Below are 13,363 nucleotides of genomic sequence, written 5' to 3'. Positions count from 1 at the left end.
GTTCGTGGGCTGCGGTGATAGAGTCCGGCCGGTCCTGATCGAGGGGGGTTCGTCATGGCGTTGAACGCCGAGGAGAGCGGCCGGTTCGCGGCCGTGCTGACGGACGGCGCTGAGAAGGTCACGCAGCGTTGGACCGAGGCCGTGGCGGGGTCGCTGCGGGGCCGCCTCAGTCAGGCCGAACTGCGGCGCCAGATCGAGGAGCTGCACCGGGCCCTGCTCACGGTGGGGGAGCAGGGACCCCTGGACCTCGACGCCGAGCACGCCGCCGAGCTGCGCGCGGTCCTCGGCGAGTTGTCGCGGGACCGGGCCCGGCAGGGCTTCTCGGCCACCGAGACGGCCATCAGCGTCTTCGCGCTGAAGGACGTGCTGCTGGCGGTGCTCGAGGCCCGCGGCGGCGAGGGGACCCTGCGCGACTACGTCGCGTTCTCCGGCCTGATCGACCAGATGGGCCTGTTCACCTTCGAGAGCTACGTCCGGACCAGGGAGAGCCTGATCGCCGACCAGGCCGAGCAGTTGCTCGAACTCTCCACCCCGGTGGTCAAGCTCTGGGAGGGCGTCGTGGCCGTGCCGCTCGTCGGCACGCTCGATTCGGCGCGGGCCCAGGTGGTCATGGAACGGCTGTTGCAGACGCTGGTCGACACCAGCTCGCCGTACGCGATCATCGACATCACCGGTGTCCCGGCCGTCGACACCCAGGTGGCCCAGCACATCCTGAAGACCGTCGTGGCGGCCCGGCTCATGGGCGCCGACTGCATCATCTCCGGCATCCGGCCGCAGATCGCGCAGACGATCGTGGCGCTCGGCATCGAGTTCGGCGACATCGCCACCAAGGCCAGCCTCGCCGACGCCCTCCGGCACGTCCTGCGCCTCACCGGCGTCGAGACCGCGCGCCGGCCGCGCCGGGAGTCCTGATGGAGCGGGTGCCGATCCTCAAGATCGGCGACATCCTGCTGGTCTCCATCCAGGTCGACATGTCCGACCAGACCGCCCTGCAACTCCAGGAGGACCTGGCCGAGCGGATCGTGGCGACCGGCAGCCACGGCGTGATCATCGACATCACGGCGCTGGACATCGTCGACTCCTTCGTCGGGCGGATGCTCTCCACCATCGCGTCGATCTCGAAGGTGCTCGACGCCGAGACCGTCGTGGTCGGGATGCGCCCCGCGGTGGCCATCACCCTGGTCGAGCTGGGCCTGTCGCTCAACGGCATCCGGACGGCCCTGAACGTCGAGCGGGGCATGGAGCTGATCGCGGCCGCGCGTGCGGACGACCTCGGGCACTCCGACGGGGTCGACGACGCGGGCGACACGGACGTCGAGACGACGGCGTCGCCGTGACCGCGGGCATCGACCTGGGTCAGCCGCAGGTGCAGGCGATCCGGAGCGATGAGGACGTGGTGCGTGTCCGGCAGCTGGTGCGTACGGCGGCGGTGGCCGCGAAGCTGTCGCTGGTCGACCAGACCAAGGTGGTCACGGCGGCCAGCGAGCTGGCCCGCAACACCCTCGTCTACGGCGGTGGCGGCAGCGTCGAGGTGGCGACCGTGGACAACGGGCTGCGCCGCGGGGTGCGGATCGTCTTCGCCGACTCCGGTCCGGGGATCGCCGACCTCGAACTGGCGTTCACCGACGGCTACACCACCGGCAGCGGCCTCGGCCTCGGGCTCAGCGGCGCACGACGGCTCGTCGACGAGTTCGCCATCGACACCGGAGCCGACCGTGGCACCCGCGTGACCGTCGTCAAGTGGGCCCGATGAGGGAGGACGCGGTCACCGACCGCGGAATCTGGTTCCGGCTGGAGGCCGGGAGCACGGGCAGCGTCGTACGGCGGGCCGTCGAGCGGCTCGGCCAGCAACTGGAGCTGGGCGACGCGCGCACCGCGGACCTGGCCATCGTGGCCGCCGAGCTGAGCAGCAACCTGGCCAAGCACGCCGAGGACGGCGTCCTGCTGCTGCGCCCGGTCCGCGGCGAGCGTGAGGCCGGCGTGGAGCTCGTCGCCATCGACGCCGGGCCGGGCATGGCGGACCTCGGTCTCTCCTCCCGGGACGGGCACTCCACGGCCGGCACCCTCGGTATCGGCCTCGGCGCGATCGTGCGCCAGGCCAGCTGGTTCGACGGCTACTCGCTGCCCGGCCGGGGCACCGTCCTGGCCGTCCAGGTCTGGCCGTCGGACGCGAACGGCACACCGTGGGTGGGCGCGCTGACCCGGCCGCTCAGCGGCGAGGCGGTCAGCGGTGACGGGTACGCCGTCCGGGTGGCCGACGGGCGCCGCCAGGTGCTGGTCTGCGACGGCCTGGGACACGGCCCGCTGGCTTCCGCGGCCAGCGACGCGGCGATCGCCGCCTTCCACGCCGCGCCGGCCGCGCCGCCGGCCGTGGTGGTCGAGTACCTGCACCGGGCGATGTCGCACACCCGCGGCGCCGCCGTGGGCGTGGCGGAGCTGGACCCGCCGGCCGGCGTGCTGCGCTACGCCGGCCTGGGCAACATCACGGCGCAGGTGGTGGCGGGCGGCCGGCGCCGCGGGCTGGTCTCGCTGCCCGGCATCGCCGGGCACCAGCGCCCGACCGTACGCGAGTACGAGTACGGCCTCGAACCGCAGGACCTGCTCGTCATGCACAGTGACGGTGTGGTGGACCGGTGGCAGCTCGACGACTACCCGGGGCTCGCCGCGCGCTCCCCGCTCGTCGTGGCGGCGACCGTGCTGCGGGACGCCGGCACCCGCCGCGACGACGCCTGCGTGCTGGTGGCGAGGGCCGGGGAGTGACGTTCCCGTCCGACCGCCCGCCGCTGCTCCAGATGGTGCTGCGGGTCGAGCAGGACATCTTCGTGGTCCGGCAGCGGGGCCGCGAGGTCGCCGCGGCCGTGGGACTGGAGCACCAGGACCAGGTCCGGATGGCGACCGCGCTCAGCGAGGTGGCCCGGGACCTGCTGCGCGCCGTCGGCGGCGCCGATGTGATCTTCTACGCCGAGCCACGCCCCGACGGCCGGTGGCACCTGCGCGTGGACCTCGTCCCGGTCGGCCCGCTGCCCGACGGCCGGTACGTGCCGCAGTCCGGAGCGGTGGCGCGTCTCGTGGACAGCCTGGGCGTCGTCGGGCTCGGCCGGGATACCGTCGTGAGGATGTCCCGACGCGTGCCGGTCACCGCTCAGGCGCTGACCCCGGAACGGCTCGCCGAGCTTCGTACGGAGCTCGGCCGCAGCGTGCCGGGCAGCGCCCTGGACGAGTTGACGGCGCAGAACCAGCAGCTGATCGCGGCGCTCGACGAGGTACGCAGCCAGCGGGACGAACTGGCGGTGCTCAACACCGAGCTGGAGGAGACCAACCGCGGTGTGATGGCGCTCTACAACCAGCTCTCCGAGGAGCTGGAGGAGACGAACCGCGGCGTGGTGGCGCTCTACGCCGAGCTGGACGAGAAGTCGGCCCAGCTCCGGGCGGCGAGCGAGTCCAAGAGCCGGTTCCTGGCCAACGTCAGCCACGAGCTGCGGGCGCCCGTCACGGCGATCATCGGGCTCGGCCGGCTGCTCGCCGACTCCGCCTCCGACCCGCTCACCGAGGAGCAGGCCCGGCAGGTGGGGTTGATCCGCTCCTCGGCCGCCGACCTGCTGAACCTGGTCAACGAACTGCTCGACCTCGCCAAGGCGGAGTCGGGACGGATCGAGCCGACCTGGGCAGACGTGGACCTCCGGCCGGTGTTCGGGCAGCTGCGCGGCACCCTTCGCGCCCTCGCCACCCGACCCGAGGTGGAACTGGTCGTGGAGGAGCCGCCGAGCCCCGCCGTCCTGCGTACCGACGAGGTGCTGCTCGCCCAGGTGCTGCGCAACCTGCTGCACAACGGGTTGAAGTTCACCGAGCGGGGCGAGGTACGGCTCCGGGCGAGCCGGCGGGACGAGGGCTGGGAACTCACCGTCACCGACACGGGCCCCGGCATCGCCCCCGACCTCCACGATCGGATCTTCGAGGAGTTCTACCAGGTGCCCGGCACCACCCGGGCGTACGGCACCGGCCTCGGCCTGCCGTACGCGCGGCGCCTGGTCACCCTGCTCGGCGGCACCCTGCACCTCGACAGCGAGCCGGGGCGGGGCAGCACGTTCACCGTCGCTCTACCGGCGAGCGGAGCCTGAGGTGGCCACCCACCCGACCGTGCTGGTGGTCGACGACAACAGCGCCAAGCGGTACCTGCTCGTCAACTGGCTCACCCGGGCCGGGTTCGGGGTGATCGAGGCGGAGAACGGCGCGGAGGCCCTGGCCCGGGTCGAGAGCGGGGACGTCGACCTCGTGGTGCTCGACGTCCGGCTGCCCGACGTGAGCGGCTTCGACGTCTGCGAGCGGATCAAGGACGCCTACCCGGCCGTGCCGGTGATCCACGTGTCGGCGCACGCGGTGGACGTGGTGGACCGGGCCCAGGGGTTGACCCGGGGCGCGGACGCCTACCTGACCGAGCCGATCGAGCCGGACGAACTGGTGGCCACCGCGCACGCGGTGCTCCGCTACTACCAGGCGCGGCAGCGGGCGGAGTTCCTCGTCGAACGGCTCCTCGCGCTCGCCGACACCACGGTGGCGGTGCACACCGCATCGACGTTCACCCGGCTGCTCGAAGCGGCGGCGGCCGGCGCGGCGCGGATCTTCAAGAGCCCGGCGGTGGTGGTGGCGGAATCGTCCGACGGAGACTGCCTCGCCGCCGTCGCCACCGGCACCGACGCCGGCACCGTCATCGTGCCGTGGACCGTCGACGACAGGGACGTGCCGATCGGCGCGACGGTCCGGGTCACCGACCCGGCCGAATGGGCGCTGCTGGACTGGCCGGCCGGCGACACGCTCACGGTGGCCGCGGCCCGCCTGCGCGACGACCGCCCTCCGCTCTACGTCGTGGTGCCCACCAGCACGCAGACCGCCCGGACGCCGGTGCTCGTGCAGTTGGCGCAGAACGTGACGGCCGCCGTGGAGGCGCAGCGCTCCTTCGACGAGGAGCACCGGATCGCCGTCACCCTCCAGCGCAGCCTGCTGCCGCGCCGGATCCCCGAGGTCAACGGCCTGGACCTCGCCGTGCGCTACGAGCCGGCCAGCGCCCGGACCGAGGTGGGTGGCGACTTCTACGAACTGGTGATGCTGGACGGGCACCTGCTGCTGGCCGTCGGGGACGTGGCGGGGCACTCGCTGCACGCGGCGACGGTGATGGCCGAGCTGCGCCACGCCGTCCGCGCGTACGCCGTCGAGGGGCACCAGCCGGGGACGATCGTGCACCGGGTCAACGAGCTGATGCGGACGCTGCTGCCGAACGAGTCGGCGACGCTCTGCGTGCTGCTCCTGGAGCCGTCCACCGGCCGGGTCCGGCTGGCGAGCGCCGGTCACCTGCCGCCGGTGCTCAGTGTCGACGGCAAGGTCGAGTTCGTCGAGCACTCGGCGCCGCTGCTCGGCGTCCGGGCCCGTCGGCCGGAGGATCTGGAGTTCGTGCTGCCGGTCGGCGCGACGCTGGTCCTCTACACCGACGGCCTCATCGAGCGGCGGGACGCCACCATCGACGAGGGGCTGTCCGCGTTGGCGGGCGCCGCGACGCAGGTCGACGACGACCTGGACCGCTTCTGCGAGCGGCTGCTCGTCGAACTCGCCCCGAACGAGATCAACGACGACGTGGCGGTGGTGGCCCTGCGGCGCAGGTAGCCGGGCCAGCGCCGCCCCTGCCCGCGCGGCGCCGGCGCGGGCCCGCGACAGCCTGGCGGCGTCAGCCGACGGAGCGGGCGTACGCGGCGGGCGACGTCCCCGTGACGGCGGTGAACTCGCGGATCAGGTGCGCCTGGTCGCTGTAGCCGAGGTCGGCGGCGAGCCGCGCCCAGTCCGGTGGCGGCCCGTCGGCGGCCTGCTCGATGGCCTCCTGGATCCGGTAGCGACGGATCACCCACTTGGGACCGACGCCAACCCGGTCCAGGAAGAGGCGCTGCAACCGCCGGGTGGACAGCCCGTGGCGGCGGGCGAAGGCGTCCACCCGCAGCACCGTGCGGTCCGTGCGGATCTCCTCCACCAGCCGGATCACCTCGTCGGTCACCGGGTCCGACGCGGGCGCCCAGCCGGTGAGCAGGGTGTCCAGGACGTGGCAGCGCTCGGCGTCCGTACCGTCGCAGGCGCCGCCGGTGTGGTCGCGCGCCGGCGGCCAGCGCCCGGCGAGGTCGGCGAACGACCGGCGCAGGCCGGTCAGCTCGGCGACCGGCCCGGGCCAGAACGGGCGGAAGCCGCCCGGGCGGAACTGCACACCGCTGACCCGCCCGCTGCCGACCAGCGTGATCGAGAAGAGTTCCCGCCCGACGCCGGCCACCTCGGCCGTCTCCGGGCCGTCGCCGTCGCGGCGGAAGACCACGTTGACGGCCGGATGGGGTACGACCTGCTGCGCGAACGGCTCGGCGAGGTCCCAGTCGACGAACCAGTAGTGCTCGACCCACGGGCGCAGCGCGGGCGCGGGCAGGTGGCGGCGGAAGCGGACCTGTCGCAGCAGCCGGCCAGGTGCCAGGATGCCCCGGCTGTCGCCCCGCGGCCGCTGTCGCATTTCTTCAAGACCACCCTCATAAGCTGGGCCTATGGCAACCCAGACTAGCGATCTGCTGGCGGCGGCGGCGCCACGGACGGTCGCGGTGGTGCGGGGCATCGCCGACGACCAGCTGCACCTGCCGACGCCGTGCCGCGACTACTCCGTACGGGATCTGCTCAACCACCTCTACGAGGTGGTGGTCAACTTCCAGGACCTGGCCGCGAAGCGGCCGGTGGAGTGGGCGGAGAAGCCGGACTTCCTCACCGACGGCTGGCGCGACCGGTTCGAGGTGGAGACCGGCAAGCTGATCACCGCCTGGTCCGACCCGGCCAGCCTGGAGGGCATGTCACCGGGGATGGGCATGCCGCAGACCACGGTGGGCGGCATGGTGCTGCTGGACCTCACCGTCCACGCGTGGGACCTCGCCGTCGCCACGGGGCAGCCGTACGCGGCGGCGCCCGAGGCCGTTCCCGTGCTGCACGACCTCACCGAGAACCTCGCCCCTACCGGCCGGAAGATGGGCGTGTTCGCCGACCCGGTGCCGGCCGCCGACGGCATGCCCGACCTCGACCGCCTGCTCGCTCTCACCGGCCGCGACCCGGCCTGGGCCGGTTCGGCGGGTACGGCCGTCTGATGCCCCGGTGACGGGGTGAGCCCGCCACCCCGCGCTCCGTCACCGCTGTAACGCCCCCCGCGCGGGCAGCGCTGTGAGCCGTGGAGGCCCGGACGGTCGGGTCCCACCGAGGTCCGGACGGGCCTCGACGGCAGCAGCCTTGGAGCGATACAGATGCACGACCAGCCGAGCGCCGTACCGCCGGTGTTCGTCGACCGCACCGGTCGCCGACGCCGACTGGCGGTGATCGGTGGCACCGTCATGGGTCTCGGCCTGCTCACCAGCATCGCGCTGATCCTTGCCGGCCTCCTCTTCGAGGCCCCCGTGCCGGTGCCCGGCTGGCCGGACTCCCGGCCGGCGCAGCCCGTCGAGGCGGGCGTCGACGGTCGGGACGGGTTCGGTCACTCCCCCTCCACCGTCCCGTCCCCGGACGCCCGCACCGGGACGCCCACCACGACGCCGCCGTCGACCGCGGACCGGTCGCCGGTCCCGGCGCTCACCCGCTCCGCGCGGCCCGCCCGCTCGGACCACCCGGGGCAGGGCGACGAGCGGCGTCCGACGCCGAGGCCGAGCAGGTCGCCGGGCAAGCCGACGTGACGACCCCGCGACACCGCGCCCGCCGGGATCCGCGGGCGCACTGGTTCCTCCTCCTGCTCGGCCTGGCCCTGCTGCTCGCCACACTCACCGTGCACGGCCTCGTGACCGGTCTCGGCGGTGGCTCCGGGCCGGTCGCCGGGGCGGGGGACGGGTCCACGCCGGGAACGGTGGCGGGCACGCCGGGGAGCGTCGTCGCCGGCGGGCCGGTGATCCGGCTGGACCGGCCCGAGCCGGTGACCCGGGCGATGCCGGACCGGACGATCGCGCTCACGTTCGACGACGGGCCGGACCCGCGCTGGACGCCGCGGGTGCTCGACGTGCTGCGCCGGCACCACGCCCACGCCACGTTCTTCGTGGTCGGCGCTCGGGTCAACGAACATCCCGACCTGGTGCGGCGGATCCTCGCCGAGGGGCACGAGATCGGCTCGCACACGTTCACGCACGCGGACCTCGCGTCCGTGCCGGGCTGGCGGCGGGACCTGGAACTGTCCCTGACCCGCAAGGCGGTCGCCGGGGCGACCGGGCGCGAGCCCACGCTGTTGCGGCCGCCCTTCTCGTCCCTGCCGTCGGCGCTCGACGGGCCGGAGTACGACGTGCTGCGCGCCGCCGCCGGCAGCGGCCACGTCGCGGTGCTCGCCGACCGGGACACCCGGGACTGGCAGCGCCCCGGAGTCGCGCGGATCGTGCGGGCCGCCACCCCGGCCGGCGGCCGCGGCGCCGTGGTGCTGATGCACGACGGGGGCGGGAACCGCGACCAGACGGTGGCGGCGCTGGAGCGGCTGCTGCCCGAACTGACCCGGCAGGGCTACCGGTTCACCACCGTGTCGGCGGGGATCGGCGCGCCCGAGTCGACGGTTCCGGCCGGCACCGGCACCCGGCTCAGCGGGCTCGCGCTGCGCGGTACCCAGCTCGGCGCGGGCTGGGTCGCGGCCGGGATGAACCTGCTGCTCGGGATCGCGTTGGTGCTCGGCGTCGCCCGGCTGGCGATCCAGGTGGTGTGCGCCCAGCGGCACGTCCGGCGGGTGCGGCGGCGTACCGGGCACCAGCCCGAGGTCCGCGCGCCGGTCTCGGTGATCGTGCCGGCGTACAACGAGGCGGCCAACATCGCCGCGACCGTCCGGTCGCTGGTGGCGAGCGCGTACCCGGCGCTCGAGGTCATCGTGGTCGACGACGGGTCGAGCGACGGCACGGCCGACATCGTCGAGCGGATGCGGCTGCGCGGGGTGCGGGTCATCCGGCAGGCGAACGCCGGCAAGCCGGCGGCCCTGAACACGGGGATCCGGGCGGCCCGGGCCGACCTGCTGGTGCTGGTGGACGGGGACACGGTGTTCCAGCCGGACACCGTGTACCGGCTGGTGCAGGGCTTCGCCGACCCGACCGTGGGCGCGATCTCCGGCAACACCAAGGTGGCGAACCGCCGGCGGCTGCTCGGCCGCTGGCAGCACCTGGAGTACGTGATCGGCTTCAACCTCGACCGGCGCATGTACGACGTCCTGGAGTGCATGCCGACGATCCCCGGCGCGATCGGCGCGTTCCGCCGCGAGGTGCTGCGCGCCGTGAGCGGAGTCCCCGGTGACACCCTGGCGGAGGACACCGACCTCACCATGGCGGTGCTGCGGGCCGGATGGCGGGTCGTGTACGAGGAGGCGGCCATCGCCTGGACCGAGGCGCCGTCCACGCTGCGGCAGCTGTGGCGGCAGCGCTACCGCTGGTGCTACGGCACGATGCAGGCGATGTGGAAGCACCGGCACGCCCTGCGGGAGCCCGGGGCGGGCGGCAGGCTGGGCCGGCGCGGCCTGCCGTACCTCACGGTGTTCCAGATCCTGCTGCCGCTGGCCGCGCCGGCGGTCGACGTCTTCGCCCTCTACGGCCTGCTCTTCCTGCCCTGGTCGTCGCTCGTGCTGGCCTGGGTGGGGCTGCTGCTGCTCCAGGCGGTGACCGCCGGCTACGCGCTGCGGCTGGACCGGGAACGCCTCGGGCCGCTCTGGGCGCTGCCGTTGCAGCAGGTGGTCTACCGCCAGGTCATGTACCTCGTGGTGGTGCAGTCGGTGGTCACCGCCGTGATCGGCAACCGGCTGCGCTGGCACCGCATGGTCCGTACCGGCGAGGCGGCCGCCCTGGTCGCCGCCGGCCGGTCCGGCTGAGGCCACGCCCGCCGACGGGTGGTTCTCAGGGCCGCGGTCAGGCCGGCGGGTGGAACAGGCCGGCGGACCAGGCGATGAACAGGCCGACCACCGCCGAGCAGCAGCAGACGATCAGGGCGGCGACCAGCACCGCGACGATCAGCAACGGCGAACGGCGCCGCGCACCGCCCGGTTCTCCCGCCGCAGGCTCCTCGGTCACCCGCGCAGTCTAGGTGGCCTGCGGCGGGGCTCGCGGCGGGAAGATCGTGCCTGGTCCGGGAAGTAGTGGCTTCCGCCTGTCGGGGAGGGAACTCGTTCCGCGATCGAGCGCGATCATGAGGGGCGGCGTGCCGGCGTGACCCGGGGCAGGATGGTGCGATGGAGCTGATCTCGATCGAGGACGTCCGGGCCGCCGCCGCGGACATCGCGGGCACGGTCGTGCGTACGCCGCTGCTGCCGGCATCCTGGGACGACGCCCTGTGGCTGAAGCCGGAGAGCCTGCAACCCGTCGGGTCGTTCAAGCTGCGCGGGGCGACCCACGCCGTGGCCCGGATCGACCCGGCGGTCCGCGCCCGTGGCGTGGTCACCCACTCGTCGGGCAACCACGGGCAGGCGCTGGCGTACGCGGCGCGGTCCGCCGGCGTGGCGTGCCGGGTGGTCGTGCCGGAGGGCGCGCCCACGGTCAAGGTCGACCGGATCCGGGCCCGGGGCGCGGAGGTCGTGCTCGTCCCGCCGGCCCGCCGGCTGGCCGAGGCGGAGCGGATCGCGGCGGAGACGGGCGGCACGCTCGTGCCGCCCTTCGACGACCGGCACGTGATCGCCGGTCAGGGGACCATCGGTCTGGAGATCGTCGAGGACCTGCCGGACGTGGACGTGGTGCTCGTCCCCGTGGGCGGCGGGGGGCTGTCGTCCGGGGTCGCGACGGCGGTGAAGGCCCTGCGGCCGTCCGCCGCCGTGATCGGGGTCGAGCCGCTGCTCGCCGCCGACGCCCGCGAGTCGCTCGCGGCCGGCGAGGTGGTGCTCTGGGACGTCGAGCGGACCCAGCGGACCAGCGCCGACGGGCTACGGACCCACCTGTCCGACCTGACCCTCGCCCACCTGCGGGACCGGCTCGACGGCATCGTGACGGTGACCGAGGAGGAGATCGCCCTGGCCATGGCCCGGCTCGTCCGGGAGGCCCGGCTGGTGGTCGAGCCGAGCGGCGCCGTGGCGGCCGCCGCCCGGCTGTTCCACGCCGACGACCTGCCGGCCGGGCGGACCGTCGCCGTGGTGACGGGCGGCAACGTCGACCCGGCGGTGCTGGCCGGAGTGCTGGGCTGAGCACCCGGGGCGCGTCGGGGAGGGGCCCTTCCGGAGGGCCCCTCCCCGTACGACGTCAGGCGCGGCCGAGCCGGTCGAGGATCCAGGCGTTGACGAACGCCTCCTCGCGCCACGCGTCGTACCGGCCGCTCGGGCCGCCGTGGCCGGCGCCCATCTCCGTCTTGAGCAGGTAGTCGCCCTGCGGCGCGGTGGCCCGCAGCCGGGCGATCCACTTCGCCGGCTCGTGGTAGAGCACGCGGGTGTCGTTGAGGCTGGTCACCGCGAGGATCGCCGGGTAGTCGACGTCGGCCACGTTCTCGTACGGCGTGTACGACTTCATGTACGCGTACACCTCCGGGTCGTCGAGCGGGTTGCCCCACTCCTCCCACTCGGTGACCGTGAGCGGCAGCGACGGGTCGAGGATCGAGGTGAGCGCGTCCACGAACGGCACCTGCGCGACGATCCCCGCGAACGCGTCCGGGGCGAGGTTCGCCACGGCGCCCATCAGCAGCCCGCCGGCCGACGCGCCACGGGCGACCAGCCGGTCGCTCGACGTCCAGCCGGCCTTCACGAGGTGCCGTGCACAGGCCACGAAGTCGGTGAACGTGTTCTTCTTGGCCAGCAGCTTGCCCTGCTCGTACCAGCGCCGCCCCAGCTCGCCGCCGCCCCGGATGTGCGCGACCGCGAAGATCACGCCACGGTCCAGCAGCGACAGCCGGGCCACGGAGAACCACGGATCCATGCTGGCCTCGTACGAGCCGTAGCCGTACAGCAGGCAGGGGGTGGAGCCGTCGCGGGGCGTGCCCCTGCGGAAGACCAGCGAGATGGGTACGCGGGTGCCGTCGTCGGCGAGCGCCCAGTCGCGCTGCATCTCGTAGTCGTCCGGGTCGTACGGCCGCCCGTCCGGCCCGGGCAGCACCGGCTTCCGCTTGCGCAGCACCATCCGGCGGGTCACCAGGTCGTAGTCGTAGACCGAGTCCGGGGTGACCAGCGACGAGTAGCGCAGGCGGATCTGCCCGGTGCGGTACTCCGGGTTGGCGTCCAGGCCGACGCTGTAGAGGGGCTCGGGGAAGTCGATGTCGTGCGCGTCGCCGCCGCCGATCGGCAGCACCCGCAGCCCGGTCAGCCCGTTGGTCCGCAGCGAGACCACCAGGTGGTTCTCGAACGCGTCGACCGCCTCGAGGCGGGTGCCGGGCGAGTGCTCGATCAACGGCACCCAGTCGCCGGGCGCGTCCGCCGAGGTGTACGCCAGCGCGAAGTCCTCCGCGCCGTCGTTGTGCAGGATGAGGAACCGGTGGCCGTGGTGCTCCACCGTGTACTCCACGCCCTGCCGTCGGGGCGCCACGACGGCGGGTAACCCGGTCGGGTTGCCCGCCGGGATCACCCGCACCTCGCTGGTGATCTTGCTGTGGATGTCGATGACGATGAACTTCTCCGAGCGGGTCAGCTCGACACCCACCCAGAAGCGCTCGTCGTCCTCCTGGTGGACGACCACGTCCTCGGCGGAGGGGGAGCCGATGACGTGCCGCCAGACCCGGTACGGCCGCCACGCCTCGTCGACGGTCACGTAGAAGAGCACCGACGCGTCAGCGGACCAGGCGGTGCCGTAGAAGGTGCCGGGCACCTCGTCGGGAAGCAGTTCCCCGGTGGCGAGGTCCTTGACCCGCAGGGTGAACCGCTCGTCGCCGGAGAAGTCGGTGGAGTACGCGAGCCACCGCCCGTCGGGGCTGACGTCGAACGCGCCGAGGGCGAAGAAGTCGTGCCCGTCGGCCAGCACGTTGCCGTCGAGCAGCACCTCCTCGCCGTCGAGCGGGGCGCCGTCCGCGCTGACCGGCGGCTCGGTCTCGCCGTCGCGGACCGCGCGGCGGCAGTGCACGCCGTACTGCTGCCCCTCGACGGTGCGCGTGTAGTACCAGTAGCCGCCCTTGCGGGTCGGCACCGAGAGGTCGGTCTCCTGCGTACGCCGGCGGATCTCCTCGAACAGCCGCTCGCGCAGCGGCGCCAGGTGTGCCGTACGCGCCTCGGTGTACTCGTTCTCGGCCGTCAGGTACGCGATCGTGTCGGGGTCGTCCTTGGTGGCCAGCCAGGCGTACTCGTCGACGACGGTGTCGCCGTGGTGCGTGCGCTCGGCGGGCACCCGCTTGGCGACGGGCGGGGAAGTCTCGGTGGTCACGGCGCCACGTTACCGGCCCGTCGGGGGTGCGTTCCGGATGCGGA

13 protein-coding genes are annotated in these 13,363 nt (G+C 73.8%); 10 read left to right on the top strand and 3 right to left on the bottom strand.

All coding sequences use genetic code 11. The features are described 5' to 3' along the window. Positions 1–54 precede the first annotated feature (54 nt). The 6 genes from OG994_RS23275 to OG994_RS23250 are packed head-to-tail and all read left to right on the top strand — an operon-like array spanning position 55 to position 5,655. A complete protein-coding gene (locus OG994_RS23275; protein WP_328850969.1) occupies positions 55–912 on the top strand; it encodes an STAS domain-containing protein in 858 nt (285 codons plus the stop codon). After that, positions 912–1,337 carry an STAS domain-containing protein gene (locus OG994_RS23270; protein ID WP_120328032.1) on the top strand — a complete coding sequence of 142 codons (426 nt, stop codon included), beginning with the start codon at positions 912–914 and terminating at the stop codon, positions 1,335–1,337. The genes OG994_RS23275 and OG994_RS23270 overlap by 1 nt, the downstream gene beginning before the upstream one ends. Then, positions 1,334–1,753, top strand: coding sequence for an ATP-binding protein (locus OG994_RS23265; RefSeq protein WP_120328031.1), 420 nt, complete (start codon positions 1,334–1,336; stop codon positions 1,751–1,753). The genes OG994_RS23270 and OG994_RS23265 overlap by 4 nt, the downstream gene beginning before the upstream one ends. Further along, complete coding sequence (locus OG994_RS23260) at positions 1,750–2,760, top strand: SpoIIE family protein phosphatase (RefSeq protein WP_328850968.1); 1,011 nt, start codon at positions 1,750–1,752, stop codon at positions 2,758–2,760. Before OG994_RS23265 ends, OG994_RS23260 begins: the two co-directional genes overlap by 4 nt. 32 nt (positions 2,761–2,792) lie before the next feature. Then, a complete protein-coding gene (locus tag OG994_RS23255) occupies positions 2,793–4,118 on the top strand; it encodes an ATP-binding protein (RefSeq protein ID WP_328853771.1) in 1,326 nt (441 codons plus the stop codon). Between the two features lies 1 nt (position 4,119). Further along, positions 4,120–5,655, top strand: a complete 1,536-nt coding sequence (locus tag OG994_RS23250; RefSeq protein ID WP_120328030.1) for a SpoIIE family protein phosphatase — start codon at positions 4,120–4,122, stop codon at positions 5,653–5,655. A 61-nt stretch (positions 5,656–5,716) separates the two neighbouring features. On the opposite strand, the gene OG994_RS23245 is transcribed toward OG994_RS23250, so the two are convergent. After that, complete coding sequence (locus OG994_RS23245; RefSeq protein WP_120328029.1) at positions 5,717–6,532, bottom strand: helix-turn-helix domain-containing protein; 816 nt, start codon at positions 6,530–6,532, stop codon at positions 5,717–5,719. Between the two features lie 31 nt (positions 6,533–6,563). Between OG994_RS23245 and OG994_RS23240 the strand changes: the two genes are divergently transcribed. From OG994_RS23240 to OG994_RS23230, 3 genes are all read left to right on the top strand, one after another. Then, positions 6,564–7,148, top strand: a complete 585-nt coding sequence (locus OG994_RS23240) for a TIGR03086 family metal-binding protein (RefSeq protein WP_120328028.1) — start codon at positions 6,564–6,566, stop codon at positions 7,146–7,148. A 153-nt stretch (positions 7,149–7,301) separates the two neighbouring features. Next, a complete protein-coding gene (locus OG994_RS23235; protein ID WP_120328027.1) occupies positions 7,302–7,724 on the top strand; it encodes a hypothetical protein in 423 nt (140 codons plus the stop codon). Beyond that, entirely contained in the window at positions 7,721–9,868 is a 2,148-nt protein-coding gene (locus tag OG994_RS23230) for a bifunctional polysaccharide deacetylase/glycosyltransferase family 2 protein (RefSeq protein WP_328850967.1), read from the top strand. The genes OG994_RS23235 and OG994_RS23230 overlap by 4 nt, the downstream gene beginning before the upstream one ends. A 37-nt stretch (positions 9,869–9,905) precedes the next feature. Here the strand turns inward: OG994_RS23230 and OG994_RS23225 are convergent, their stop codons facing one another. Continuing rightward, on the bottom strand, positions 9,906–10,067 hold the full coding sequence (locus OG994_RS23225) for a hypothetical protein (RefSeq protein ID WP_328850966.1): 162 nt from the start codon (positions 10,065–10,067) through the stop codon (positions 9,906–9,908). Between the two features lie 158 nt (positions 10,068–10,225). Between OG994_RS23225 and OG994_RS23220 the strand changes: the two genes are divergently transcribed. Continuing rightward, on the top strand, positions 10,226–11,167 hold the full coding sequence (locus OG994_RS23220) for a threonine ammonia-lyase (protein ID WP_120328024.1): 942 nt from the start codon (positions 10,226–10,228) through the stop codon (positions 11,165–11,167). A gap of 55 nt (positions 11,168–11,222) precedes the next feature. On the opposite strand, the gene OG994_RS23215 is transcribed toward OG994_RS23220, so the two are convergent. Continuing rightward, positions 11,223–13,319: a S9 family peptidase gene (locus OG994_RS23215; protein WP_328850965.1), complete on the bottom strand. Its 2,097-nt coding sequence runs from the start codon at positions 13,317–13,319 to the stop codon at positions 11,223–11,225. Positions 13,320–13,363: the final 44 nt, after the last annotated feature.

The sequence above is a fragment of the Micromonospora globbae genome, assembly GCF_036184225.1.
In the GTDB taxonomy this organism is placed as follows: domain Bacteria; phylum Actinomycetota; class Actinomycetes; order Mycobacteriales; family Micromonosporaceae; genus Micromonospora; species Micromonospora globbae.
This window is presented reverse-complemented; position numbering and strand designations above follow the sequence as displayed.

Excerpts from the sequence above, each read along its gene's own strand:
- OG994_RS23275 (WP_328850969.1), top strand. The coding sequence starts at position 55 with ATGGCGTTGAACGCCGAGGAGAGCGGCCGGTTCGCGGCCGTGCTGACG.
- OG994_RS23270 (WP_120328032.1), top strand. The coding sequence starts at position 912 with ATGGAGCGGGTGCCGATCCTCAAGATCGGCGACATCCTGCTGGTCTCC.
- OG994_RS23260 (WP_328850968.1), top strand. The coding sequence starts at position 1,750 with ATGAGGGAGGACGCGGTCACCGACCGCGGAATCTGGTTCCGGCTGGAG.
- OG994_RS23255 (WP_328853771.1), top strand. The coding sequence starts at position 2,793 with ATGGTGCTGCGGGTCGAGCAGGACATCTTCGTGGTCCGGCAGCGGGGC.
- OG994_RS23245 (WP_120328029.1), bottom strand. The coding sequence starts at position 6,532 with ATGCGACAGCGGCCGCGGGGCGACAGCCGGGGCATCCTGGCACCTGGC.
- OG994_RS23240 (WP_120328028.1), top strand. The coding sequence starts at position 6,564 with ATGGCAACCCAGACTAGCGATCTGCTGGCGGCGGCGGCGCCACGGACG.
- OG994_RS23235 (WP_120328027.1), top strand. The coding sequence starts at position 7,302 with ATGCACGACCAGCCGAGCGCCGTACCGCCGGTGTTCGTCGACCGCACC.
- OG994_RS23220 (WP_120328024.1), top strand. The coding sequence starts at position 10,226 with ATGGAGCTGATCTCGATCGAGGACGTCCGGGCCGCCGCCGCGGACATC.